General features: G+C 69.9%; 22 protein-coding genes and 1 pseudogene. 7 read left to right on the top strand and 16 right to left on the bottom strand.

Features of this window, described 5'->3' with window-relative positions; genetic code table 11:
* Positions 1-16 precede the first annotated feature (16 nt).
* Both OP498_RS04570 and OP498_RS04565 read left to right on the top strand, forming a co-directional pair.
* Complete coding sequence (locus tag OP498_RS04570) at positions 17-1,366, top strand: GGDEF domain-containing protein (RefSeq protein ID WP_280552774.1); 1,350 nt, start codon at positions 17-19, stop codon at positions 1,364-1,366.
* Positions 1,367-1,582: 216 nt separating this feature from the next.
* Positions 1,583-1,762, top strand: a pseudogene (locus tag OP498_RS04565) (transposase); the annotation flags it as partial.
* 95 nt (positions 1,763-1,857) lie between these two features.
* Here OP498_RS04565 and OP498_RS04560 read toward each other — a convergent pair.
* The 3 genes from OP498_RS04560 to OP498_RS04550 form a co-directional block, all read right to left on the bottom strand.
* Entirely contained in the window at positions 1,858-2,802 is a 945-nt protein-coding gene (locus OP498_RS04560; protein ID WP_280552773.1) for a patatin-like phospholipase family protein, read from the bottom strand.
* 2 nt (positions 2,803-2,804) lie between these two features.
* Positions 2,805-4,271 carry a dihydrolipoyl dehydrogenase gene (locus OP498_RS04555; RefSeq protein ID WP_280552771.1) on the bottom strand — a complete coding sequence of 489 codons (1,467 nt, stop codon included), beginning with the start codon at positions 4,269-4,271 and terminating at the stop codon, positions 2,805-2,807.
* A 116-nt stretch (positions 4,272-4,387) separates the two neighbouring features.
* Entirely contained in the window at positions 4,388-4,993 is a 606-nt protein-coding gene (locus OP498_RS04550; protein WP_280552769.1) for a LysE family translocator, read from the bottom strand.
* 179 nt (positions 4,994-5,172) lie between these two features.
* Between OP498_RS04550 and OP498_RS04545 the strand changes: the two genes are divergently transcribed.
* Complete coding sequence (locus tag OP498_RS04545; RefSeq protein WP_280552767.1) at positions 5,173-5,670, top strand: Lrp/AsnC family transcriptional regulator; 498 nt, start codon at positions 5,173-5,175, stop codon at positions 5,668-5,670.
* Here OP498_RS04545 and OP498_RS04540 read toward each other — a convergent pair.
* The 10 genes from OP498_RS04540 to OP498_RS04495 are packed head-to-tail and all read right to left on the bottom strand — an operon-like array spanning position 5,667 to position 16,402.
* Positions 5,667-6,239, bottom strand: coding sequence for a hydrogenase maturation protease (locus OP498_RS04540; RefSeq protein WP_280552766.1), 573 nt, complete (start codon positions 6,237-6,239; stop codon positions 5,667-5,669). The genes OP498_RS04545 and OP498_RS04540 overlap by 4 nt on opposite strands.
* Entirely contained in the window at positions 6,223-7,524 is a 1,302-nt protein-coding gene (locus OP498_RS04535; RefSeq protein WP_280552764.1) for a Ni/Fe hydrogenase subunit alpha, read from the bottom strand. The genes OP498_RS04540 and OP498_RS04535 overlap by 17 nt, the downstream gene beginning before the upstream one ends.
* The gene (locus OP498_RS04530) at positions 7,521-8,342 is read right to left on the bottom strand and encodes a sulfhydrogenase subunit delta (RefSeq protein ID WP_280552763.1); all 822 of its coding nucleotides are present in this window, start codon (positions 8,340-8,342) and stop codon (positions 7,521-7,523) included. The genes OP498_RS04535 and OP498_RS04530 overlap by 4 nt, the downstream gene beginning before the upstream one ends.
* A 2-nt stretch (positions 8,343-8,344) precedes the next feature.
* A complete protein-coding gene (locus tag OP498_RS04525; protein ID WP_280552761.1) occupies positions 8,345-9,178 on the bottom strand; it encodes an FAD/NAD(P)-binding protein in 834 nt (277 codons plus the stop codon).
* The gene (locus OP498_RS04520; protein WP_280552759.1) at positions 9,175-10,368 is read right to left on the bottom strand and encodes a 4Fe-4S dicluster domain-containing protein; all 1,194 of its coding nucleotides are present in this window, start codon (positions 10,366-10,368) and stop codon (positions 9,175-9,177) included. Before OP498_RS04520 ends, OP498_RS04525 begins: the two co-directional genes overlap by 4 nt.
* 48 nt (positions 10,369-10,416) lie before the next feature.
* Complete coding sequence (gene hypE, locus OP498_RS04515; protein WP_280552758.1) at positions 10,417-11,445, bottom strand: hydrogenase expression/formation protein HypE; 1,029 nt, start codon at positions 11,443-11,445, stop codon at positions 10,417-10,419.
* Entirely contained in the window at positions 11,442-14,981 is a 3,540-nt protein-coding gene (gene hypF, locus OP498_RS04510; protein WP_280552756.1) for a carbamoyltransferase HypF, read from the bottom strand. The genes hypE and hypF overlap by 4 nt, the downstream gene beginning before the upstream one ends.
* Positions 14,982-14,984: 3 nt before the next feature.
* Positions 14,985-15,770 (bottom strand): hydrogenase nickel incorporation protein HypB, encoded by a 786-nt coding sequence (hypB, locus tag OP498_RS04505; RefSeq protein WP_280552754.1) that lies wholly within the window; start codon positions 15,768-15,770, stop codon positions 14,985-14,987.
* A 13-nt stretch (positions 15,771-15,783) separates the two neighbouring features.
* Positions 15,784-16,149 (bottom strand): hydrogenase maturation nickel metallochaperone HypA, encoded by a 366-nt coding sequence (locus OP498_RS04500; protein WP_280546193.1) that lies wholly within the window; start codon positions 16,147-16,149, stop codon positions 15,784-15,786.
* Positions 16,142-16,402 carry a HypC/HybG/HupF family hydrogenase formation chaperone gene (locus tag OP498_RS04495; RefSeq protein ID WP_280552847.1) on the bottom strand — a complete coding sequence of 87 codons (261 nt, stop codon included), beginning with the start codon at positions 16,400-16,402 and terminating at the stop codon, positions 16,142-16,144. The genes OP498_RS04500 and OP498_RS04495 overlap by 8 nt, the downstream gene beginning before the upstream one ends.
* Positions 16,403-16,725: 323 nt before the next feature.
* On the opposite strand from OP498_RS04495, the gene dbpA reads away from it, so the two are divergent.
* The 3 genes from dbpA (at position 16,726) to OP498_RS04480 (ending at position 19,619) form a co-directional block, all read left to right on the top strand.
* A complete protein-coding gene (gene dbpA, locus OP498_RS04490; RefSeq protein WP_280552751.1) occupies positions 16,726-18,120 on the top strand; it encodes an ATP-dependent RNA helicase DbpA in 1,395 nt (464 codons plus the stop codon).
* A gap of 64 nt (positions 18,121-18,184) precedes the next feature.
* Entirely contained in the window at positions 18,185-19,087 is a 903-nt protein-coding gene (locus tag OP498_RS04485; RefSeq protein ID WP_280552749.1) for a PA4780 family RIO1-like protein kinase, read from the top strand.
* A 97-nt stretch (positions 19,088-19,184) separates the two neighbouring features.
* On the top strand, positions 19,185-19,619 hold the full coding sequence (locus OP498_RS04480) for a DUF4399 domain-containing protein (protein WP_280552747.1): 435 nt from the start codon (positions 19,185-19,187) through the stop codon (positions 19,617-19,619).
* Positions 19,620-19,718: 99 nt separating this feature from the next.
* Here OP498_RS04480 and OP498_RS04475 read toward each other — a convergent pair whose 3' ends face one another.
* Positions 19,719-20,447, bottom strand: a complete 729-nt coding sequence (locus OP498_RS04475; RefSeq protein ID WP_280552746.1) for a YebC/PmpR family DNA-binding transcriptional regulator — start codon at positions 20,445-20,447, stop codon at positions 19,719-19,721.
* 150 nt (positions 20,448-20,597) lie between these two features.
* Between OP498_RS04475 and OP498_RS04470 the strand changes: the two genes are divergently transcribed.
* Positions 20,598-21,788, top strand: a complete 1,191-nt coding sequence (locus OP498_RS04470) for a Xaa-Pro peptidase family protein (protein ID WP_280552745.1) — start codon at positions 20,598-20,600, stop codon at positions 21,786-21,788.
* Between the two features lie 84 nt (positions 21,789-21,872).
* On the opposite strand, the gene OP498_RS04465 is transcribed toward OP498_RS04470, so the two are convergent.
* Positions 21,873-22,130 carry an acyl carrier protein gene (locus tag OP498_RS04465; RefSeq protein ID WP_280552744.1) on the bottom strand — a complete coding sequence of 86 codons (258 nt, stop codon included), beginning with the start codon at positions 22,128-22,130 and terminating at the stop codon, positions 21,873-21,875.
* Complete coding sequence (locus OP498_RS04460; protein WP_280552743.1) at positions 22,118-23,392, bottom strand: dihydrolipoamide acetyltransferase family protein; 1,275 nt, start codon at positions 23,390-23,392, stop codon at positions 22,118-22,120. Before OP498_RS04460 ends, OP498_RS04465 begins: the two co-directional genes overlap by 13 nt.

Raw genomic sequence — 23,392 nt, 5'->3', positions numbered from 1 at the left:
TAGCGAGTGCATGGGCATGGCATTGAATACCGAATTTATTGGCACTCGCATCATGGACCTGCTGATCGATGCAGTTTGCGTGGTGGATGCCGAGGGTCGGTTTGTGTTCGTCAGTGCCGCCTGTGAGCGCATCTTTGGCTATACGCCGGACGAGATGATCGGCATGTCGATGATACATCTGGTGCATCCGGACGACCGCCAGCGAACCCTGGAAGCGGCCGGCGATATCATGCGCGGCCAGGCGCAGATGCATTTCGAGAATCGCTATGTGCGCAAGGACGGGCGAATCGTCGATATCATGTGGTCGGCGCGCTGGTCCGAGCCGGAGGGAATCCGTCTTGCGGTCGCGCGCGATATCACGCTACTGAAGCACGCGGAACGCATCCAGAGTGCGATCTATCGAATTTCCGAGGCGGCCCACCTCGCCGAGGGGCTCTCCGAGCTCTATCAGCATATTCATCGAGTCATCTGCGACCTGCTGCCGGTCGATAACTTCCTCGTGGCGTTGTATGACGATACCTGCGAGGCACTTTCTTTTCCGTACGTGGCCGACGACCAGGCCATAGGCGCCATGCCCGGACCGCTGGACACGGGAAACCCGATCGCTACGGTCATTCGTGAGGGCCGCGCTGTCCTGTACCGCTTTGATGTCAACGACGATGCTGAGGCGCCGGTTGTATCGCTGCCTGGCAAGACGCAAGACTGGCTGGGGGTGCCGCTGACCTCTCAGGCCGGCGTCCTGGGGGCGGTGGTCGTGCAGAGTTATGTCGGTAGCGCTCGTTACCAAGAGCAGGACAAGGAGCTGCTGCAGTTCGTCTCCACTCAGGTCGCCACGGCCATCGAGCGCAAGCAGGCCGAAATCAGCTTGCACCAAATGGCACGTTACGACCCGCTGACCGGCTTGCCTAATCGGGCCCTGTTCAACGCCCACGTCGATATGGCGCTTCAGGTCGCCCAGCGCCAGGGCGACCAATTTGCGCTGTTGTACCTGGACCTGGATGAGTTCAAGGAGGTGAACGACACCTTGGGCCATGAAGCGGGCGATCAGGTGCTCTGCGAAGTGGCGCGGCGCTTGGTCCAGTGCGTGCGTGATTCCGATATGATCGGCCGGATGGGGGGCGACGAGTTCACCGTGCTGTTGACCAATATTCGCGGCGAGGATGCCGTCGGTATCGTGATGGACAAGATCCGCAAGCTCTTCGATGAGCCGATCGTGTTGCCGTCACGTGCGGCGACCCTCTCCACCAGTATCGGTGCCGCGCTCTACCCGGACCATGGCACGAACCGAGACCAGTTGTTCCGCCATGCCGATGCCGACATGTATGCGGCAAAACGTGCCCAGGCAGCGGGACTTCAGCACCGCTGATTCGGCATGAACCATGACCAGGAGCCTGTCGGACTTAACGCTGATCTACTGCGAGAACCGGTCTTTCGGCCAACTTCATTCGATCTGATTCGTTAAATAGCGGGCTATTCTCCTCATCAGATCGATAAACTTGTCTCGAACTCCGTCTCTCTCGCTACGATCGGTCAAACCCGACAGGCTCCCAGGCTGATGCTAAGTGATGACCAATGGGAGTGAATCGAGCACCTGCTTCCCGGCAAGGCCTCGGATCGCGGGGTGACGGCAAAGGACAACCGGCTATTCGTGGAAGCCGTTCTCTGGACCGCTCGGACTGGCGCTCCCTGGCGTGATCTGCCGGATGCCTTCGGTCGCTGGTACACTGTCTATATGCGCTATAACCGATGGTCAAGAAAGGGAGCTGTCAGTAGTTTGCCTGACGACGTATTGCACCTCCCTGATTATCAGGGACCCTGCGCTGGCTTTCATCGGCTTTCATCGGCTTTCATCGGCTTTCATCGGCTTTCATCGGCTTGCAGGGCCAGCGAGTCCTCCAGCAGGTCGCGAAGCTCCTCGGCCGCGGGCTGGGTCTGGCGCAGGATCTCGTCGATGCGGTTGAAGTGCAGCAGGCGCACGCCTTGGGTCTCCGGGCGCAGGTAGAGGTCGGGTGGCTGGTGGCGCAGCGCCTGTCGGATGATCGTCTGTTGCATGATCTTGAAGCTGTTGAACAGCATGTCGGTCAGGCCGACCTGTTCTCCATCCGTCATTTGGCGGCTCCCCGAGACGTCCACCGCGATGACCAGGTCGACTTCACCTTGCAGCAGGTCGAAGGGCAGGGGATTGGAGGTGCCGCCATCGATCAGCAGCTGTTCGCCACGGTGGACGGGCATGAAGAGCCCCGGCACCGCCATGCTGGCCTCGATGGCCGGAAACAGCAGCCCCTCGTCAATGGCCACGCTGTCCGTCGTCCAGTAGTCGGTGGCCACCACCACCAGCGGGATACGCAGTTCGTCGAAGGTGCGAACCTCGGTCTGGCCGGCCAGGAAGCGCAGGAAGCCCGCCGAATCGAGCAGCCCGGCATCGTCGCGCCCGAACGGTACCAGCGCCGACAGATCCACCTCCGATTCGGCCAGGCCCGAGAGGGCATCCAGCGGTGAGCCGGCCACGTCGTCGAAGATGTCACGGATCGCCTCGGCCGGGAGACCCGCGGCATAGAGCCCGCCGATGACCGCGCCGATGCTGGTGCCGACGATACGGTCGGGCACGATCCCGAGATCGTCGAAGACCTGCAGGATGGCGATGTGCGCCAGGCCGTTGGCGCCACCCGAGCCCAGCGCCAGGCCGATGGTCGGACGGGGCGACGGGGTATCGGGGGATGCCGGCGCGCCCGGGGCCGCCGCCAGCAGGGCGGCGGTGAACAGGGCAAACGCGAGCCGGGGCATGATGAGCCGTGGCGTCATGCTCAGTCTCCGGGCCCGCACTCCATGCAGCGCTCGGTGATGGCCGGGCCCTGCTGCAGGTTGGCATTGAGGTCGCGCAGGGCACCGCGCAGGCCTTCTTCCAGCACCGGGTGGTAGAAGGGCATCTCGAGGATGCGGCTTACGCTGAGCTTCTGCTCCAGCATCCAGGCCAGCAGGTGCGCCATGTGTTCGACCCGCGGACCGAACAGCTCGGCGCCCAGGAACTGACCCGAGCCGTGCTCGGCGTAGAGGCGCATCAGGCCGCGGTTCTGGCGCATCACCATGGCCCGCCCCTGGTCCTCGAAGGAGGCCTCGCCGGTGGCGATGCAGTCGCAGCCGCCGTACTGGCTTTCCAGCTCGGCGCGGCTGGTACCGAGGGTGGCCATCTGCGGGTCGGTGAAGACCACGGCGAGGGGGACGTTGCGGGTGCCGGCGCGCAGTTCCGGGTAGCGCCCGGCGTTGTCGCCGGCGATCCGCCCCTCGGTATTGGCGACGTGCAGCAACGGCAGCGCCTGGTTGGCATCGCCGGCGATGAAGACGTGGCTGGGGCTGTCATCGGCATTGCGGCACTGCAGGGTGAAGCGGTTGTAGTGGGGCACGCCCTTGTCGTCGACGGCCAGGCCGGCCTTCTCCAGGTCGAGCCGGTCGACATTGGCACGCCTGCCGGTGGCCGCGAGCAGGTAGTCGAAGCGCTCGGTGAGGCGCTTGCCGGTATCGCGCTCGAGGAAGGTGATCACCACGGCGTCGCCGTCGCGCTCGATGCTCTCCACCTTGGCGTCGGGGTCGACGTAGAACGCCTCGTTGAAGGTGCGGTCGGCGTAGTCCCTGACGGCCTCGTCCTGGAAGGGGCCCAGGGCGCCGCCCACGCCGAAGACCCGCAGGCGCACGCCCAGCCGGTGGAGCGCCTGGCCGAGCTCCAGGCCGATCACGCCGGGGCCGAAGACGGCGACCGACTCGGGCAGGTCGTCCCACTCGAAGACATCGTCGTTGACGACCAGCCGGTCGCCGGCCGCCTCGAAGAAGCCCGGCCAGGTGCCGCGCGAGCCGGTGGCGATGACGATGTTACGCGCCGTCACGCGGGTATGCTCGCCGACGATCAGGTTGTGCGGGTCCTCGAAGCGCGCATGGCCCTCGAGGCGGTTCTCCTCGCCGAGGCGCTCCACCGTCTTCATCACGCGCCCCACGAAGCCGTCGCGTTCGCGTTGGACGCGCTCCATGACGGCGCGCCCGTCCACCTCCACGGGGCCGGTGCGCACGCCGAAGCCGCCGGCATCGCGGGCGTGGTGGGCGGATTCGGCGGCGGCGATCAGCAGCTTCGAGGGCATGCAGCCGACGCGGGCACAGGTGGTGCCATAGGCCCCGCCCTCGATCAGCAGCACACTGTCGCTGTGCTTGCGGGCGGCGTGCCAGGCGCTCAATCCGGCGCTGCCGGCGCCGATGATGGCGATATCGACCTCACGTTCCTGCATCGGGGTCTCCTTTCATTGGTGGGGGCGTCGATGAGTATTGCTCCACTATGGCACAGGGTGGGGATGAGCCGCCGGGAGACAACGGTGGCGTCTTGACGCAGGACAAGGCCGGCCCCTCAGGCGGCCAGGCGCAGGGCGAAGGCGATCATCAGCGAGCCGAAGGTCCAGCGCTGCAGGCGCGCCCGCAGCGGGCTGCCGGCAAACCAGCGCTGCAGGGCGGCTCCCAGGGTGGCGTAACCGGCATCGAACAGCAGGCCGATGCCCACCAGCAGGCCACCCAGCAGGGCGAACTGCAGCAGCACGGCGCCCTCGCCGGGATGCACGAACTGGGGCAGCAGCACCGAGCAGAACAGCAGCGACTTGGGGTTGAGCAGGTTGGTCAGCAGGCCGCGACGGAGGCCGGCGGCGGGCACTGACGGCCGGCCCGGCTCGATGTCCGGGGTGACGGCGGGGGAGCGAAACAGCTGAAGGCCGATCCAGGCCAGGTAGGCACCGCCCGCGTAGCGCACCGCATCGAAGGTCCAGGGCGCGGTGGCGAACAGCGTGGCCAGCCCCAGGGCGGCCAGGGCGACGTGCACGCCGCGCGCCATGGCGAGTCCCGCCGCGGTGGCCAGCGCCCGGGCGTGCCCCTGCAGGCTGCCGGTCTGCAGCACCAGCAACATGTCGGGGCCGGGCAGCAGGTAGACCGCCGCCAGGGCACCGATGAACAGCCACAGCTCCATGGACTCGCCTCCCCCCCTTGTTGCGAACTGTCCGGTCGCGACATGCCTGGCGCGTGACACCTTGCGTCAGCACCGTGCCAGTCTAGCCTCGGGGGCGCCGGCAGGTCCTTGCGAAATCGACCCGGAAGGCGGATAACGTTGGCAGAAAGTGCCAATGGAAAAGGAGAGGGAGACGTTTCATGCCAAGGTATCGGTTGGATGCCATCGATCGTCGCCTCCTGGCGGCACTGCAGCGCGACGCCCGGCTGAGCAACGTGCAGCTGGCCGAGGAGGTGAACCTCTCGCCCTCGCCCTGCCTGCGCCGGGTTCGCCAGCTGGAGGCGGCGGGGCTGATCCGCGGCTACCACGCCGAGCTGGACCGCGGCGGGGTGGGCCTCGGCCTCACCGTTTTCGTCGGCATCAAGGTGGAGCGCCACCACGAGGCTCAGGCCAACGCCTTCCGCGAGGCGGTCGTGGCGCTGCCGGAGGTGGTCTCCGCTCACCTGGTGTCGGGGGAGTCGGACTTCCTGCTGCAGGTGGTGGTGGCGGATCTGGCGGCCTACGAGCACTTCCTGACCGGGACCCTGCTGCGCCTGCCGGGCATCAGCGACATCCGCAGCAACTTCGCCATCCAGACCGTCAAGGAGCACGGCCCGCTGCCGTTGACGCGATTCGAGGGCGAGGGCCGGGGCGCCTAGCCGGCGTCGAGCCAGTCCAGCACCGCCGCGTGCAGTCGCCGGGCCTGGGCGGCGTCGAGCCCTGGTGCCGTCATCTCGGGGCCAGGCGTGTCGGGGCCTGTTTTTTCCGGCATCTCGATGCCGATGACCCGGATGCCCGCCCGGAAGAGCCCCAGGGCCTCGACCAGCGCCAGGGTGCCCGCCAGGTCGAGGCCGTGTGATGACAGCCGCGCGGCGGCCGTGGGGAGTTCCCCCGGGGCGAAGGCCTTGAGGGTGCCGGGTGGCCCCTGGCCCCGCATGGCGTCGACCAGCAGCAGGCGGTCGCTCGCCGTCACCGCGTGGAGGAAGAGGTCGACGGGCTGGGCGAGGCAGTCGACGCTGACGTCGTCGCGGCCGGCCAACGCGTCGCGCAGGCCATCGGCGGCCAGCCAGCCCAGCCGGTCCCCGCCATGGGGCGAGCCGAGGCCGAAGAGATAGGCATGGCCCGCCGGCCGGCCGTCGGCCCCCTCCTGCCGGGCCTGGCTGGGTCCGGCCGGGCGTGGCTCATTCCCGTATGCCCCCGTCCCGCGTGACTCATTTTCGCAAGACATGGAAGTCCAGGAAGTGGGTGGCGCAGGAGATGCAGGGGTCGTAGTTGCGGATCACCATCTCGCCGTGCAGCCGCAGGGCGTCGTCGTCACGCTCCAGGCCGAAGCGCGTCAGGCTCGCCGCGAGGTCCTCCTCCATCCGCGCCTGGTTCTGGCTGGTCGGCGGGACGATCCGCGCCTCCACGACCCGGGCCTCCTCGTCGAGTTCATAGCGGTGCCAGAGGATGCCGCGGGGGGCCTCGGTGCAGCCGACGCCGACCCCGGCCCGGGCGGGCGCCTCGGCATGGGGCTCGGCGGCGGGCTCGTAGTCCTCGGTGAGGCGCAGCGCCTCGCTGAGGGCGACATGCATCTCCACCGCCCGGGCGACGATGCTGTGGAACATGTTGCGACTGGGGAAGGCCACGCCGCAGTCGTCGAGCAGCTGCCTCGTCTCGGCGGGCAGCCGGTCGAGGTTGTTGTTGAGGCGGGCCAGCGGGCCGACCAGGTAGGGGTGGTCGTCGAGCTGGGCGTGCAGGGCCGTCGAGTGGGGGACCTGGAACTCCCGGAAGCGCTGCTCGAAGTCGGCCGGGTCGATGTCGAGCCCCTGGTCGGAGACGATGCGGCCCGCGGTGATGGGGTAGTCACGGGGATGGCGCAGCGACACCGAGACGAAGTCCTGGTCGTCCTCGGGGATGGGGAGTCCGGCCGTCCAGGCGATCAGCTCGCGGGCCTCCTCGAGGCCTTCCGCCAGGCGCTGTCGAAGGGCCTCGATGGTGGCCGCCTCGGGGGCATGGAAGAAGCCGCCGGGACAGACACCGACCGGGTGCACCGAGCGGCCGCCGAAGGTGCGGAGGATCTCGTTGCCGAGCCCCTGGAGCCGCAGGCCGCGGCGCACCTCGTCCGGGTAGTCCCGGGCCATCGCCGGGGCGCTCTCGTAGCCGAGGAAGTCGGGGGCGGCCAGCAGGTGGATGTGCAGGCTGTGACTCTGCAGCCACTCGCCGCAGTACATCACCCGGCGCATTGCCTCCACCCAGGGGCCGGGGGTGACGCCGAGGATCGACTCGATCGCCGCCACCGCACTCATCTGGTAGGCCACGGGGCAGATGCCGCAGATGCGGGCCACGCTGTCGATCACGTCCTGGGTGCTGCGCCCCTCGAGCAGCTTCTCGAACAGCCGGGGCGGCTCGAAGATCCGCAGTTTCAACTCTTCGATCCGGCCCGCCTCGATGCGAAGGTCCAGGGCGCCCTCGCCCTCGACCCGCGCCAGGATGGGCACATGGATCTCGCCGGTTCGCGTGGTGCGACTCATCCCTGCTCCTCCTCGCTGCCCTGACGCTGGATGACCCGTGCCTGCCAGTCCAGGCCCTCACTCTTGAAGGGCTCGGCATGACCGTTGATAAACAGCAGGCGCCGGGCGACCTCGTCAGCCGGCATGCCGGTATCGGCCAGGTGGCTGGCCAGTGCCGAGACGTTGGCCTGCACGGCGGGCCCGTAGCAGGCGTAGCAGTCGCGCTGAAAGCGGGGGCAGATCGCGCCGCAGCCGGTGCTGGTGACCGGGCCCATGCAGGGCCGGCCCTGGGCGACCATCACGCACACCGCCTGCTGGCGCTTGCACTCCATGCACACCGCACTGTGGTCGACCCGGGGCAGGTGGCCGGCCAGCAGCGACTTGGTGGCACCGAGCACCTGTTCGCCGCTGACCGGGCAGCCCCAGAGCTCCAGGTCGACCCTGACGCTCTCGGCAATCGGGGTCGAGTCGGCGAGCAGGTCGATATGCTCGGGCTGGGCATAGACCCCGGACACCCACTCGTCGGCGTCGTGGAGGTTGCGCAGCGCCTGGATGCCGCCGGCGGTGGCGCAGGCGCCGATGGTGACCAGGAAGCGGCTGCGCTGGCGGATACCGCTCAGGCGTGCGGCGTCCTGGGAGGTGGCCACGCTGCCCTCGACGAAGGCGATGTCGACCTCTGCCTCCTCGTCGACCGGGCCGGCCTCGGCGAAGTGCAGGATATCGACCGTCTCGGCCAGGGCCAGCAGGGGCTCGCCCAGGTTGAGGAAGGCCAGCTGGCAGCCGTCGCAGGAGCTGAACTTGTGCACGGCGATGCGCGGGCGGGGGGGCGCGGTGGTCATGGTCAGACTCCCTTGTGCGAGAGGTAGGGCGCCAGTTCGCGGCAGGTGAAGACCGGGCCGTCACGGCACACGAACTTGGGCCCCAGTTGGCAGCGGCCGCAGGAGCCGATGGCGCAGTGCATGTTGCGCTCCATGCTGAGCCAGATCCGCTCTTCCGGCACCTCGCGCTCGCGCATCGCCTTGATCACCGCCCGCATCATGCCCTCGGGGCCGCAGATGAAGACCGAGCAGCGCGCCGGGTCGACGTCGATGCGCTCGAAGAACTGGGTCACCGGGCCGACATGCCAGGGCCAGAAGGTGTCGCCGGTGTCGGCGGTCAGGTAGACCTCGACGTCCGGGTGCTGTCGCCAGGCGTCGTAGCGGTCGCGCCAGATCAGGTCGTTGGAGTGCTTGACCCCCTGGATGATATGCATGCGGCCGTAGCGTCCGCGGCGGTGCAGCACGTACTCGATCAGCGAGACCGACGGGGCGCAGCCAAGCCCCCCGGTGACGATCACCAGGTCGGTGCCCTCGGCCTCCTCGGTGGGCCAGCCGCGACCGTAGGGGCCGCGCAGGCCGAGCCGGTCGCCGACCTCGAGCCGCCCCAGGTTACGGGTGACCGAGCCGACCTTGCGGATGGTGTGGTCGATCATCTCCCGCTCGTCGGGGTCGGAGACGATGGAGATCGGCACCTCGCCCATGCCCGGCAGGTAGAGCATGTTGAACTGGCCCATCGAGAAGCGGTAGGCGGCCTGCACCTCGGGGTCGGTGAAGCGCAGCTGCAGGCTGAACATGTCCGGGGTCTCGTCCTTGCAGCCGACGACCTCGGCCTCGAAGGGCACCAGCGCGCTGGTCATGGCGTGTCCTCCCCATCGGTGGGCCGAGTGGTGGGCGCGTTCTCGGGCGACTTGGGAGGCGCGTGTTCGGGCGCCTTAGGTGGCGCATCTTCGGGCGCTTTAGAGAGTGCGGCCAGTTCCTCGATCACGTCGATGCCCACCGGGCACCAGGCGATGCAGCGGCCGCAGCCCACGCAGCCGCTGCGGCCATACTGCTCCACCCAGGTGCCGAACTTGTGGGTCAGCCACTGGCGATAGCGCTGGGGCCGCTCGGCGCGGATGACGGTGCCGTGGATGTAGCTGTGGTCGGGGTCGAAGCAGCTGCCCCACTGCCGGCCGTGCTCGGACGTCTTCCCGTCCAGGGAGAGCTCGTCGACGTGGGTCTGGCAGAAGCAGGTGGGGCAGACCGCGGTGCAGTTGCCGCAGGTCAGGCAGCGGTCGTTGAGGCTCTGCCAGTGCGGATGGTCGACGGCCGCCTGCAGCATCTCCGGCAGCGAGCCCTCGGGCAGGCGTCGCGTCTGCTGGCGGGTGGCACGCTCGATGCCGGCCTCCACCTGCTCGAGCTGGTCATGGCTTGCCAGCGTCGTCTCCAGGGTGTCGAGGATGGCCTGGCCCTCTTGGGAGTGGGCCTCCACCACGAAGCCGTCGTCGAGTTCCGAGAGCGCCAGGTCGAAGCCGTGCTGGACTCGCGGGCCGTCGCCGGTGGCGGTGCAGAAGCAGGTGGCGGCGGAGCGCAGGCAGTTGACGGCGACCAGGAAGAGGTTGCGGCGCCGCTCGCGGTAGTGCGGGTCAGGATGGGCGTCATGCAGGAAGTGGCGGTCATGGACCGCCAGCGCCGCGAGGTCGCAGGCCCGCACGCCGATGACCGCCGTCGGCTGTGCCTCGGGGGGCTGCTCGCGGAACACCAGGCGGCCGTCGGGCTGTCGCTCGCTTCGCCACAGCGTTTCGCGGGGCGTGAAGGTCAGCGGCTTGATCGCCTGGGGGCCCGTGGCCCAGTCGAAGACGCGTCCGGAATCGGTGTGCTCGAGCCGGTAGCGGCCGGGGGCCTGGTCATCGATGATTCCGACAGGCAGCTGCTCCACCGTCGAGAGGGGCTCGAAGAGGATGGCATGATCGCGCACCCGGGGCCCGATGACCTCATAGCCCGCCTCCACCAGCCGGTCGAGGAGTGACTGGAGGCGCTCGCGGGCGAGAAAGTGCCGTACCTTCATGGTGGCGTGTCCCGTTCAATGGTCGTCAGGTGGCCGGTACCGCCACGCTCAGCAGATGCGTGGCAGCGGGTCGTCCTCCAGCTCCTGCAGGAGGCGCTCGCCGCCCCACTCGTTGACCAGCAGCAGCCGGTCGTGGTGCGGGTCGAGCGTGCCGATCCGCTGCGCCCCTCGCCCCTGCGGGAGCGCCTGCCAGCGGTGCAGGGCTTCGTCGGCCTGCTCCTCGGCCACGATGGCGACCACCCGCCCCTCGCAGGCGAGATAGAGGGGGTCGTAGCCCAGCATGTCGCAGACGCTGCGCACGCTGCCGCGGATCGGCAGCCGTGGCTCCTCGAGCGTCACGCCGAGCCCCGTGGCCTGGATCACCTCATGCAGCACCGTCGCCAGGCCGCCGCGGGTCGGGTCGCGCATGAAGCGCAGGCCGGGCATCGTCAGCAGGGCCCGGGTCAGGGGCACCACGCTGGCGCTGTCGGAGGCCAGGCTGCCGCTCAGGCCGAATTCCTCGCGGGCCAGCATCACGGCAATGCCGTGGTCGCCCAGCGGCCCGCTGACCAGCACCGCATCCCCGGCACGAATGCCGCGGGTGCCGAGGGCCAGCCCGGGGGGCCGCGTGCCGATTCCGGACACGCCGAAGTAGAGCCCGCCGCAGAGCCCGCGCGGCAGTACCTTGGTGTCGCCGGCCACCACCTGGACATCGCAGGCCCGGGCGGCCTCGGCCAGGCTGGCGACGATCCGCTCGAGGGCCTCGAGCGGCAGCCCCTCCTCCAGGAAGGCATTGAGGCTCAGGTAGCGCGGGGTCGCCCCGCAGACGGCGAGGTCGTTGACGGTGCCGTGCACCGCCAGGCTGCCGATGTCGCCCCCGGCGAAGAACAGCGGCTGCACGGTGACCCCGTCGCTGGTGAAGACCAGCTCATGGTCGCCGTCCGGGAAGGGGGGCAGGATGGCGGCATCGGCCAGCGGCGCCAGCCAGGGGTTGCCCAGCTGGCGGACGAACACCGCATCGATCAGCTGGCGCATGAGGCGCCCGCCGTTGCCGTGGGCCAGGGTGACGGTGGCCGTGTCGGGACCGGGTTGGGTCACTCACTTCTCCTCATGCCTGACCAGTCGTGCCGTGACAGTCGGGCCAGGGACTCCATGACCTGGCCGACGCTGATGGCGGCGTCGTTGCAGGGCAGCCGCTCGTGCAGCAGCACCTTGAAGCCGTCGCCCTCCAGGGCTGCCACGGCCGCCTCGGTCAGCCGGCGGTTCTGGAACACGCCGCCGGTCAGGCCGAGGGTCGTGACCCCCGAGGCGTCCCGGGCCGCCCTGGCCTGCCGGCGCAGCACCTGGACCAGGGTGGCATGGAAGTCCGCGGCGCGCCGTTCCGGGGCGAGGCGTGCGTCATGGAGGTGACGGATCAGCGGACGCCAGTCACAGCGTAGCACCCCGTCCGCGTCGCGATGGTGAGGCAGGTCAAGGCCCTGGCCGTCGCCCTCGGCCCTTTCCTTAGCCAAGGCCTCGAGCCACATGGCGGCCTGGGCCTCGTGACTGATCCGGCGAATCGGCAGCAGCAGGGCCGCGGCGGCATCGAACAGCCGGCCCACGGCGGAACAGGCGGGGGCGTTGAGGCGCCGCTCCCAGGCCGCTCGCAGCAGGGCCAGCTCCTCGTCGGTGCCCTCGGCGACCGGCCCCTCGAGGCCGCTCTGCCAGCTCAGGGTGGTGGCCAGGCGCCAGGGCTCGCGAATCGCCGCCTCCCCGCCGGGCAGGGCAAAGGGCGCGAACGAGGCAAGGCGCTGCCAGCGGCCGGGTCGGCCGAGCAGGGCCTCGCCGCCCCACAGGGTGCCGTCCGGGCCCAGCCCGGTACCGTCCCAGGTGAACACCAGGGTCGGCTCCCGGAAGCGGCCGTGCTCCCCGCACAGGGCGGCGGCATGGGCGTGGTGGTGGGCGACCTCCCGGCACGCCAGGCCGCTGTCGCGGGCCCAGCGGGTGCTGTGGTAGCCGCGGTGGGCATCGTGCAGGACGAGCTCGGGGCGTACGCCATACAGCCCGGCCAGGGTCTCGATCTGCCGCGCGAAGGCGTGCTGGCTGCCAAGGCTCGAGAGGTCGCCGATGTGCGGCGACAGCACCAGCCGCGTCTCCCAGGCCAGGCAGATCGTGCCCTTCTGCTGGGCACCCACGGCGAGCAGGGCCCGGGACTCTGGCAAGGACAGTGGCCAGGGCAGCTCGAGCTCGAGGGGGGCGGCGCCTCGGCCGAGGCGCAGCGGACGCGCCCTGCCGGCGATGGGCCGCCGGATGCCGTCATCCACGGGGTGCAGGATGGGGCGGTCATGGTGCAGGAAGGCATCGGCCACCCGGCCCAGGCGCCGTTCCGCCGTGGCCCGGTCGGCGATGATCGGCTCGCCGGCGACATTGGCCGAGGTGGCGACCAGCGGGCGCTCCAGGGCCTCCAGCAGCAGATGGTGCAGGGGCGCATAGGGCAGCAGCACGCCGACCTCGTCGAGCCCTGGGGCGAGGCCCGCCTCGAGGCCGTGGTCGGCGCGCAGCGGGAGCAGCACCACCGGCCGCTCGTCGGCGAGCAGGGCCTCGGCGGCCGCTGGCTCCAGCCGGGCATGGCGGCGCACGGCCTCCAGGCCGTCCTCGCCCTGCCACGGGACCATCACGGCGAACGGCTTGTGGGGCCGATGCTTGCGCTCGCGCAGGGTCGCCAGCGCCGCCGGGTTGCCGGCATCGGCCATCAGGTGATAGCCACCGACCCCCTTCACGGCGACGATCCGGCCATCGGCCAGCGCCGCGATGGCGCCCGCCAGCGCCTCCCGCGGGTCCGGCAGCGTCCGCTCGCCCTGCACGAAGCCCTCGACAAACGTCAGCCGTGGCCCGCACTGCGGGCAGCCGATCGACTGGGCATGGAAGCGTCGGTTGTGCGGGTCGTCGTATTCCCGCTGGCACTCGCGGCAGAGCGGAAAGGCCTTGAGGCTGGTACGCGCTCGGTCGTAGGGCAGCCGTTCGATCACGCTGTAGCGCGGGCCGCACTGGTCGCAGTGGGTGAAGGGGTAGCCGTGGTGACGATCCTGCGGGTCGTGCATCTCCGCCAGGCAGGCCGGGCACACCGGGGTGTCCAGTGGCAGGTGGATCGCGCCGCCCGGGTCGCCGTCGCTTTGCTGGATCACGAATGGTCGGGCCGCGTTCGGTCGGGCCGCGTTCGGTCGGGCCGCGCTCGGCGGGCTCGGCATCGCCGGGATCGTCTCGCGCCCCGCCAGGCGCGGGCGGGCCAGCCGCGGCGCCTCGGCGAGCAGTGCCCGCTCGAAGGCGTCCAGGCGGTCGGCGCTTCCCTGGGCCTCGATCACCACCTTGCCACCGCTGTTGCGCACCTGGCCCGCGAGTTCCAGCCGGCTGGCCAGCCGCTGGACGAAGGGCCGGAACCCCACGCCCTGGACCACGCCGGCCAGCACCCAGCGTCGTGCCTCCTGGCCGGGCGTTGGCTCGGCCGGGGCCGTCTCGACCGGGGTGGCGGCGATCCGCCCGGCGGGCGCTTCCTGCGCCGACCGGACGCCGTGGCTCCACCAGATCCGGCAGGCGCCTTCCTCGGAGACCATACAGGGGCCCACGGGGGTGTCCGGCCGGCAGGCGCTGCCGTAGAGCCGGCACTGCGGCGGCCGGATCCGCCCCAGCACCACCTCGGCGCAGTCGCAGCCGGGCGGCATCTCGCCGCGTCGCGCATAGGCGGCCTCGAACACCCCGGGAAACTGCCGGCGCGCGTCGCGGTGGGCGAGTGCGTCCGTGCAGGCATAGCCCGAGTCGGGAAGGGAGCCGATGCCGCGCCAGTCGGCGTCGGTTATCTCGAACACCGAGCTCATCAGCGCCTGTGCCCGGCGGTTACCGTCGGCGGTGACGCACTGCGGGTAGGCGTTGTCGAGCCGCGGGGCCCGGTCGAGCGCCTGCTGGAGCACGGCATGCAGGCCCGCCAGGATCAGGCCGGGGGTGAAGCCGGCCACGGCGGTGGGCAGGCCATGCGCCTCGGCCACGAAGCGCCACTGCTCGGCGCCCATGATGGTGGCCACATGCCCCGGGGCGATCAGCGCATCGAAGCCCGGCGCGCCGTCCTCCAGCAGGTGGGCGATGGCCGGCCAGGTCTGGCGGGCGCTGAGCAGCAGCAGCAGATTGTCCGGCAGGTCCGTGCGGGAGAAGAGGGCGGCGATCGGCGCCGTGGTCGTCTCGAAGCCGGCGGCGAAGAACACCACCCGCTTTCCGGGATGCTGGCGGGCCAGGGCCAGCACTTCGCCGGGGGAGGCGACCGGGACCACCCGGCCGCCGAGGGCGCGGGCGGCCTGCAGGGAGCGCGGTTCCCGCCGGGGGGCATTGCAGGGCACGCGCACCATGTCGCCGAAGGTGGCGACGATCACGTCGTCCGCGAGGCTCAGGGCCACCGCGGCATGGATGTCCTCCTCGGGGCAGACGCAGACGGGGCAGCCCGGCCCGGGGATCAGCTCCAGGTAGTCGGGCAGCACCTTGCGCAGGCCGGCATGGGTGATGGTGCGCTCGTGGCCGCCGCAGACGTTCATGATACGCAGGCGACCCGATGCCGGGCGGGGCAGGGCGCGTATCCGGTCCAGCCACTCGCCGGGGGTAGTGACCGCCATGGCTCAGGCGAGGCCCCGGGGACGGGACAGCAGGCACGCCCCCTCGGCGGGAGGCGCCGGGCGGAAGGGTCGGCGCCGCTCGGCCAGGCCCGCCTCGAGCCAGGCGAGCCAGGCGTCGAGCGGCCCCGACTTGCTGCTCAGCGCCATCACCGGGGCGGCGGAGGCGAGCCGGTGCATGTGCGCCGCCACCGCCTCGACGTCGAAGTCGTCGAGGACCGGCAGCAGGTCGGTCTTGGTGATCAGGACCAGGTCGCTTGCGCGGAACATGACCGGGTACTTGAGCGGCTTGTCGTCGCCCTCCGGCGTCGAGAGCAGGGTGACGTTGGCATGCTGGCCCAGGTCGAAGCTCGCGGGGCAGACCAGGTTGCCGACGTTCTCGATGAACAGGATGTCCAGCGCGTCCAGCGGCAGCGCATGGGCCGCGCGGTGCACCATGGCGGCATCCAGGTGGCAGGCGCTGCCGGTGGTGATCTGGACCGCGGGCACGCCCCTGGCGCGGATGCGGCGGGCATCGTTCTCGGTTTCCAGGTCGCCCTCGATCACCGCCAGGCGGTAGCGGGCGCCCAGCGCCTCGATGGTGGCCTCCAGCAGGCGGGTCTTGCCGGCGCCGGGGGAGGACATCAGGTTGACGACCAGCAGCCCGGCGCGGTCGAAGTGCTCGCGATTATGGCGCGCGACCTCGTCGTTGTGGGCCTTCAAGCCCTCGAGGACCTCCACGGTATGGACGTCGTGCTCGGTCGAGGCGTGTTGCAGGTGGTCGGGAAGGGCGCAGCCGCAGGTCTGGCACACGATGGGGCTCCTGTTATCCGGTCGGGGGGAGAGGGGTGTCGGCGAGGTCGACGCTGACCAGCAGGAGCTCGTCGCCGCCGGTCAGCCGGGTCTGCCAGTGCCCGCAACGCGGGCAGCTCAGGTCGTTGACGCTGGCCTCGGCCTCCTGCCGGCAGCGGGGGCAGTGCACCCGGACCGGACACCTGGCCATCTCCAGCCGCGCGCCCTCGGCGGCGGTATGGCGGCTGGCCAGCGGAAAGGCCTCGCGCATCAGCGCGGCCTCGACCCCGGAGAGCGGCCCGATGCGCAGGCAGACGCGGCGGATGCGCAGCGCACCGTGCTCGGCGGCGACCCGGCTGGCCTGGCGGACCAGCGAGCGACACAGGCTCAGTTCATGCATGGCCGAGGGCTCCGTCGTCCGTCTCTGCGGGGGTGGCGTCGTCCATCTCGTCGAGCAGTCGCCAGGTCGCCAGGGCATCCTCGGGGTCCAGTCGCTGGAGGGCGTAGCCGACATGCACGATGACGAAGTCGCCCACGACGAGGGCCTGGTCCTGGACCAGCATCAGGTCGATGTCGCGCTCGATGCCGCGGGACGCCGCGCGCGCCGTGTCGCCGTCGAGGCGAGTGATCTGCATGGGAATCGCCAGGCACATGATCCGCGTCGGCCCCTTTGTCATGTGGCGTGATGGTCGCGGGTGGCATCAGCCCACCCTGCCATTGACTATACCTGCCATTGACTATAGAAGATGGGGCGCCGTTAGACATGGCTCTGCCCGGAAGCGGGGCAGCCTCCTCGGCGAGGCGTGCACCGAATGTCGTGGCAACGCCACCGATCCGGGTGATGCGCGCCACTTTCTGCTATCCTGGCCGTCTTCATCTTTGCTCCCACGGCACTCGCTCCCACAGTACTGCCCGACGGCTCCCGCCGTCTCCGCGTCTCGTTTCGGTGCCCGCTTCCTCTTGCAGGTCTATCCACGTGTCTGATTCCTCTCCCGATTTCGCCACGCTCTCGCTGGCACCGGAACTGCTGGCCAACCTCGATTCGCTGGGCTATCACGCCATGACGCCGATCCAGGCCGAGAGCCTGCCGCCCATGCTGGCGGGCCGCGATGTGATCGCTCGGGCGAAGACCGGCTCGGGCAAGACCGCCGCCTTTGGCCTGGCGCTGCTGTCACGGCTGTCGGTGGCGGACTTCCGGGTGCAGGGGCTGGTGCTCTGCCCGACCCGCGAGCTGGCGGACCAGGTGGCCGGCGAGATCCGTCGCCTGGCGCGCAGCCTGCCCAACGTCAAGGTGCTGACCCTGTGCGGCGGGGCCCCGCTGGGGCCTCAGCTGTCCTCGCTGGAGCATGGCGCGCACCTCGTCGTCGGCACGCCGGGGCGGGTGGAGGAACACCTGCGCAAGGGCTCGCTGGCCCTGGGGGCGCTCGAGACCCTGGTGCTGGACGAGGCCGATCGCATGCTCGATATGGGCTTCCAGGCGGCCATGGAGGCGATCATCGCCGCGACCCCGGCGAGCCGCCAGATGCTGCTGTTCAGCGCCACCTTCGCCGAGGGCATCAGGCCCATCGCCGAGCGGTTGATGCATGAGCCGGTCAGCGTGGAGGTGGCCGAGCCCCACGACGCCACCACGATCCGCCAGCACTTCTATCGGGTGGCGGACGAGTCGGCCCGCTTCGAGGCGCTGCGTCGCCTGCTGCTGCACTTTCGGCCTTCTTCCAGCGTGGTGTTCTGCAATACCAAGCGCGAGACCGACGAGGTCGCCGACGCCCTGAACGACGCGGGCTTCAGCGCCCTGGCGCTGCATGGCGACCTGGAGCAACGCGACCGCGACCGCCTGCTGGTGCTGTTCGCCAACGGCAGCGCCTCGATCCTGGTGGCCACCGACGTGGCCGCGCGCGGACTGGATATCGACGCCCTGGATGCGGTGATCAACTATCGCATCGCCCGCGAGCTCGAGGTGCATGTCCACCGCGTCGGGCGCACCGGCCGGGCCGGCGGCTCCGGGACGGCCTGTACCCTGCTCACCGAGCAGGAGGACTACCGGCTGGCGCGCCTCGCCGAGCTGCTCGGCGAGGCGCTGGAGACCGAGCCGCTGCCCTCTCGCGCGGTGCTGGAGCGCCAGCCCTACCGTCCCGCCATGGCGACCCTGCAGCTCGGCGGCGGCAAGAAGCAGAAGCTGCGACCCGGCGACATCCTCGGTGCCCTGACGGGCGAGGGGGGGATCGCCGGGGAGCAGGTCGGCAAGATCAAGGTGCTCGCCAACAGCGCCTACGTGGCCGTGCGGCGCGATGTCGCCGCGGCGGCCCTCGACCAGTTGGGCAACGGCAAGCTCAAGGGGCGCACCTTTCGTGCCCGCCGCATCAGCCGCTGACCTTAAGGAAATGTGATACGCCCGCGGGATACCCAGCCGCCGGGTTCTATGCCAACGTGGTGACATGAAGATACCCAAGAGATTGCAACCGCTGGTCGACGACGGCTTGATCGACGTGGTCGAGAGCCAGCTGATGAGTGGCAAGGAAGCCCAGGTGTATGTGGTGCGCTCCCATGGCGAGCGTTGCTGTGCCAAGGTCTTCAAGGAAGCCAAGCAGCGCAGCTTCAAGCAGGCCGTGCAGTACCAGGAAGGACGCAAGGAGCGCAACAGTCGTCGGTCCCGGGCGATGGCCAAGAAGACCCGTTATGGCCAGAAGGAACAGGAACAGGCCTGGCTCAACGCCGAGGTCGATGCCCTTTATCGGCTGGCGGCGGCGGACGTGCGGGTGCCCCAACCGCATAGCTTCGTCGACGGCGTGCTGCTGATGGAGATGATCACCGATGCCGAGGGCCTGAACGCGCCGCGGCTGGACGACGTGACCCTGACGGCCGACGAGGCCCGGGCCCATTACGCCAAGGTGATCGGTGACGTGGTGCGCATGCTGTGTGCCGGCCTGATCCATGGTGACCTGTCCGAGTTCAATGTGCTGCTCTCCGCGGATGGCCCGGTGATCATCGACCTGCCTCAGGCGGTGGATGCCGCCGGCAACAACAGCGCTGAAATGATGTTCGAGCGCGATGTCGACAACATGCGCCGCTACTTCGGCCGCTTCGCCCCGGAGCTGCTGGCCACCGATTACGGCAAGGAGATCTGGGCGCTCTATGAAGCCGGCGACCTGCAGCCGGATAGCCCGCTGACCGGCTGCTTCGAGCACGACACCAGTGCCGTGGATGTGGACGAGCTGATGACCGTGATCGACGATGTCCGCGAGGAGGAGACTGAGCGCCGCGCCGCTCTGTCCCGCGACGATGAGCCGGGCGTCGAGGAAGCCGCCGAGGCCTGGCGGGAGTCCCACGGCGAGCGCTGAGGCCCGTGCTCGCGTCGCTCCCGGTGCCTGGCTCGACTATGCTGTAGGCGAGCGTCGCCCGACGCGGGCGACCCCGGTCAACGACGAGGAGACGGCAATGAACAAGTGGATAGCGGGCCTGGCCCTGGCGGGCGGCGTGCTGCTGGCCGGTCCGGCCCTGGCCCAGATGGAACGCGCCACGGCCCCGGCGGGCACCGAGGTCTACTTCATCTCGCCACAGGAGGGAGCCACCGTCGAGAGCCCGCTGACCGTGCGCATGGGCCTCAAGGGCATGGGCGTGGCGCCCGCCGGCACCCAGGCCGATGGCACCGGCCACCACCACCTGCTGGTGGACACGCCGCTGGACGAGGTGGAACTCGACCAGCCCCTGCCGGCCAATGATGCGATGCGCCACTTCGGCGGCGGCCAGACCGAGACCACCCTGGAACTCGAGCCCGGCGAGCATACCCTGCAGCTGCTGTTCATGGATGCCAACCATCTCAGCTTCGCCCCCCCGGTGACCTCCGAGCCCCTCACCATCACGGTGGAGTGATCCTCCCCAGCCGGGCAGGCGTGGGGACAGACCTGGCAGAACAAGGAGCCGTTCGAGGCCGAGTCGATGGGCATCGCCTACATGCTGGCCGGCGGCACCTCACGCCTCGCTGGCTATCTCGGCGTTGTGGAAGACGTTCTGCACGTCGTCCAGGTCGTTGAGGGTGTCGAGCAGCTTCTCGAACATCGCCACGTCGTCGCCCTCGACCGGGGTCACGGTCTGGGGCACGAACTGGATCTCGTCGACCTCGAAGTCGAGCTCGCCGAAGGCATCGAGCAGCGCCTGCTTGGCCTTGGCATACTCGGTATGGGGGGCGAAGACGGTGATATGACCGTCCTCGCTTTCGATGTCGGTGACGTCGACATCGGCCTCCATCAGCGCTTCGAGCGTGGCGTCCTCGTCATCGCCCGGGAAGGCCAGGATGGCGCAGTGATCGAACATGTGGCTGACGCTGCCGGGGGTGCCGAGCTTGCTCTTGGCCTTGGTGAAGCAGGCACGCACGTCGCCGAAGGTGCGGTTCGGGTTGTCGGTCAGGCACTCGACGATGACCATGCAATTGCCCGGCCCGAAGCCCTCGTAGCGGGCCGGAGAGAAGTCCTCGCCACCCACGCCGGAGGCCTTGTCCAGGGCCTTGTCGATCACGTGGCTGGGCACCTGGTCCTTCTTGGCGCGCTCGATCAGGCCGCGCAGGGAGAGATTGCCCGAGGGGTCGGTGCCGCCCTGCTTGGCGCAGACGTAGATCTCGCGACCGTACTTGCTGTAGACCTTGGTCTTGGCGTCGGCCGTCTTGGCCATGGATTCCTTGCGGTTCTGGAAGGCCCTGCCCATTGCATTGTCCTGTGGCGTCGAAACACGAGGCTGGATTCTACGAAACCGGGGCGGAGGCGAACAGGGATATTTTGCCGCGATTCCCGGGGGACCTGACGGCCGTCATGACTACACTGGCAGGGAGTCTCGTCCACCCAGGAGCGTCATCCGATGGATCATCACGCCTACCGCCATGCGCTGGCCGACTGCCTCGCCGAGAGCGAGTTGCCCTTTGCCGCCGAGGAGTTCGCGGCACGGCGCCGCCGCGTGCGACAGGCCATGCAGGCCGCCGGGCTCGAGGCGCTGCTGCTGACCGACCCCGCCGACATCTTCTACCTGACCGGCTACCACACCTTCGAGGTCTCGGTTTACACCTGCCTGGTCGTCTCCGACGACCGGCTGGTGTTGCAGGTGCCCTCCATCGAGACCGGCCCGGCCGTGGTCACCGCCTCGGTGGACGAGATCCTGGGCTATCGCTGGGAAGGCATCGAGGAGGTGATCGCGCCGCTGGCCGAGATCCTCGCCCCCTTCCATGCCATCGGCCTGGATGTCTTCGGGGCCGGCCTGCGCTTCGGCGTCATCCGTGAGCTGCAAGCACGCCTGGGCAGTGGGCGCTTCCGCGACGACGGCGGCGAGCTGCTCGACCGCATCCGCATCGTCAAGACGCCGGCGGAGCTTGACTGCCTGCGCGAGAGCGCGCGGATCACCGCCGCCGGCTTGCGGGCGGCCATCGAGGTCATCGCGCCCGGTGTCACCGACAACGATGTCGCGGCGGAAGGCAGCCGGGCGCTGCTGGCGGCCGGCAGCGAGTTCATGAGCCTGCAGCCTATCGTCACCACCGGCCGGCGCATCAGCGTCATCCACGTCAATCACAAGCGCCATGCGATCGCCGCGGACGAACCGGTGTTCCTGGAGTTCGGTTCGGCCTTTCACCGCTACACCGCGCCGATGATGCGCACCGCCGTGGCCGGCCGGGCCAGCACCGAGATGCAGGCGCTGCGCGATGTCTGTCGCGAGATGTTCGAGGCGCTGACCGCCGCGATGCGCCCCGGCCACAGCTTCGATGATGCCGCCCGTGCCGCCGAGGCGGTGCTCGCCCCCCACGCCGAGCGCGTGTTCTTCTCGGGGGTGTTCGGCTATGCGGTGGGGGCCCAGTTCCCGCCCAGCTGGGTCGAGGGCACCGGCTACATCGCCCGCGGCCAGCATCGCGAGTTCGCCGCCGACATGGTCTTCCACCTGCCGCTCTGCCTGCGGCTGCCGGGGCAGTGGGGCATCGGCCTCAGCGACACCGTGCGGGTCACCCCCGAGGGGGGCCAGCCGCTCACCGACAACGACTGGCAGCTGCACGAGCGGGGACGCTGAGGGAGGCCAACGCCATGCGCGCTGCGAAGGCGATCTTGACCGGCCTGGCGCTCTCGATGGCCGGCCTTGTTTGGCGGCCCTGGCTCAGGCGGTGAGCCGCCTCTCCAGGTAGTCGATCAGGCCGTCCAGGGTGGCGAGCTCGTGGTAGTCGCTCTCCGGCACGCTGACGCCGAGGCGCTTCTCGAGGTCGACCAGGATGTTGAGGAAGTCGAAGGAGTCGATCTCCAGCGCCTCCCGCCAGGGGCGGCCGGGGGGCAGCGAGTCGACGTCGGCCTCGGGGGCCACCGCCAGGATACAGTCGACGACGGTCTCGCGGAGGGTGTCGCGGCTCAGGTGGGCCATAGGCGCTCGGGCTCCGTCAGCAGGTCGGTGAGTCGGGTCAGGAAGCGCGCGCCGAGGGCGCCGTCGGTGACCCGGTGGTCGGCGGCCAGCGAGGCGTGCAGGCAGCGGGCGGCCACCACCTGGCCGTCGCGGACCCAGGGCCGTTCGGCGATGCGCCCGAAGCCGACCAGCGCCACCTGGGGCGGGTAGATGACCCCCTGGACGCTCTCCACGCCCAGGTCGCCCAGGTTGGTGACCGTGAGGCCGGCGGCGGTGAGCTCGGAGCTGCGTAGCCGGTCCTGGCGGGCGCGGGTCAGCAGGTCGCGCAGCGCGGCCATCATGGCGTCCGGCGCGAGCCGGTCGGCGTCGTGCAGCGCCGGGGCCACCAGCCCGCCGCCGCGCAGGGCGATGGCCACCCCAGGGTGCACCCCCTCGGCCGGCTGGAAGGCGTCGTCGCGATACCAGCCGTTGAGCTCCGGCACCGCCTCGAGCGCCAGCGCCACGGCGCGCAGCTGCAGCACCGGGAAGATCAGCCGCTCGGCCACCGGGCGTTCGGCGTTATGGGCCTCGAGCCAGGCCATCGCCGGTTCCACGCAGAGGGTGTTGCCCAGGTAGTAGTGGGGGATCTCGCGTTTGGAACGGGCCATGGCGGCGGCGATGGCCTGGCGCATGGCGGCGTGGGTGTCGGACGTAGAGACTACCCGGGAGGAAGGGGCGGCTTGCTCCTCCGCGGCCGGCCGGGTCGCGCGCTCGATATCCTCCAGGGTGATGCTGCCCCCGACACCGCTGCCGCGAACGCCTGCCGGGTCGAGGTCCAGTTCGGCGGCCCGCTTGCGCGCGGCCGGGGAGATGCGCAGCCGCTCGCCGGCGGCCACGTCCGGCGCCGCCGTCGTAGGCGGCGGTGAGAGGTCGGGCGCCCGGGGCGCTTCGGGTGTGGGGTGCTCGGCCGGCGCCTCCTGGCCGGCGGCCTCGCCCTGGGCTTTTTCGCCTTCGGCTGTTTCGCCCTGGGCTTTTTTGTCCTCGGCTTTTTCGCCTTCGGCTTTTTTGTCCTCGCCAAGGATCACCGCCAGCACCTCGCCCACCGGGACCTTCTGGCCTTCCTCCGCCACCAGCCGCTCCACGGTGCCGGTCTCCCAGACCTCCACGTCGATGGCGCCCTTCTGGGTCTCGACCACGCAGACGATCTGTCCGCGCTCGACCCGATCGCCGGGCTGGATGTTCCACTCGACCAGGGTACCGCTCTCCATGTCGGCGCCCAGCGAGGGCATGCGGAACTCGCTCAT

This window comes from Halomonas sp. 25-S5 (genome assembly GCF_029889845.1).
In the GTDB taxonomy this organism is placed as follows: Bacteria; Pseudomonadota; Gammaproteobacteria; order Pseudomonadales; family Halomonadaceae; genus Halomonas.
Note: the sequence above shows the minus strand (reverse complement) of the source record. Positions and strands in the feature narration are given on the sequence as shown.

What these genes read in the sequence shown, in the direction of transcription:
- OP498_RS04570 (WP_280552774.1), top strand. Translation starts at nt 17, where the DNA reads ATGGCATTGAATACCGAATTTATTGGCACTCGCATCATGGACCTGCTG.
- OP498_RS04560 (WP_280552773.1), bottom strand. Translation starts at nt 2,802, where the DNA reads ATGACGCCACGGCTCATCATGCCCCGGCTCGCGTTTGCCCTGTTCACC.
- OP498_RS04555 (WP_280552771.1), bottom strand. Translation starts at nt 4,271, where the DNA reads ATGCAGGAACGTGAGGTCGATATCGCCATCATCGGCGCCGGCAGCGCC.
- OP498_RS04550 (WP_280552769.1), bottom strand. Translation starts at nt 4,993, where the DNA reads ATGGAGCTGTGGCTGTTCATCGGTGCCCTGGCGGCGGTCTACCTGCTG.
- OP498_RS04545 (WP_280552767.1), top strand. Translation starts at nt 5,173, where the DNA reads ATGCCAAGGTATCGGTTGGATGCCATCGATCGTCGCCTCCTGGCGGCA.
- OP498_RS04540 (WP_280552766.1), bottom strand. Translation starts at nt 6,239, where the DNA reads ATGTCTTGCGAAAATGAGTCACGCGGGACGGGGGCATACGGGAATGAG.
- OP498_RS04535 (WP_280552764.1), bottom strand. Translation starts at nt 7,524, where the DNA reads ATGAGTCGCACCACGCGAACCGGCGAGATCCATGTGCCCATCCTGGCG.
- OP498_RS04530 (WP_280552763.1), bottom strand. Translation starts at nt 8,342, where the DNA reads ATGACCACCGCGCCCCCCCGCCCGCGCATCGCCGTGCACAAGTTCAGC.
- OP498_RS04525 (WP_280552761.1), bottom strand. Translation starts at nt 9,178, where the DNA reads ATGACCAGCGCGCTGGTGCCCTTCGAGGCCGAGGTCGTCGGCTGCAAG.
- OP498_RS04520 (WP_280552759.1), bottom strand. Translation starts at nt 10,368, where the DNA reads ATGAAGGTACGGCACTTTCTCGCCCGCGAGCGCCTCCAGTCACTCCTC.
- hypF (WP_280552756.1), bottom strand. Translation starts at nt 14,981, where the DNA reads ATGGCGGTCACTACCCCCGGCGAGTGGCTGGACCGGATACGCGCCCTG.
- OP498_RS04500 (WP_280546193.1), bottom strand. Translation starts at nt 16,149, where the DNA reads ATGCATGAACTGAGCCTGTGTCGCTCGCTGGTCCGCCAGGCCAGCCGG.
- OP498_RS04495 (WP_280552847.1), bottom strand. Translation starts at nt 16,402, where the DNA reads ATGTGCCTGGCGATTCCCATGCAGATCACTCGCCTCGACGGCGACACG.
- OP498_RS04485 (WP_280552749.1), top strand. Translation starts at nt 18,185, where the DNA reads ATGAAGATACCCAAGAGATTGCAACCGCTGGTCGACGACGGCTTGATC.
- OP498_RS04480 (WP_280552747.1), top strand. Translation starts at nt 19,185, where the DNA reads ATGAACAAGTGGATAGCGGGCCTGGCCCTGGCGGGCGGCGTGCTGCTG.
- OP498_RS04475 (WP_280552746.1), bottom strand. Translation starts at nt 20,447, where the DNA reads ATGGGCAGGGCCTTCCAGAACCGCAAGGAATCCATGGCCAAGACGGCC.
- OP498_RS04470 (WP_280552745.1), top strand. Translation starts at nt 20,598, where the DNA reads ATGGATCATCACGCCTACCGCCATGCGCTGGCCGACTGCCTCGCCGAG.
- OP498_RS04465 (WP_280552744.1), bottom strand. Translation starts at nt 22,130, where the DNA reads ATGGCCCACCTGAGCCGCGACACCCTCCGCGAGACCGTCGTCGACTGT.
- OP498_RS04460 (WP_280552743.1), bottom strand. Translation starts at nt 23,392, where the DNA reads ATGAGCGAGTTCCGCATGCCCTCGCTGGGCGCCGACATGGAGAGCGGT.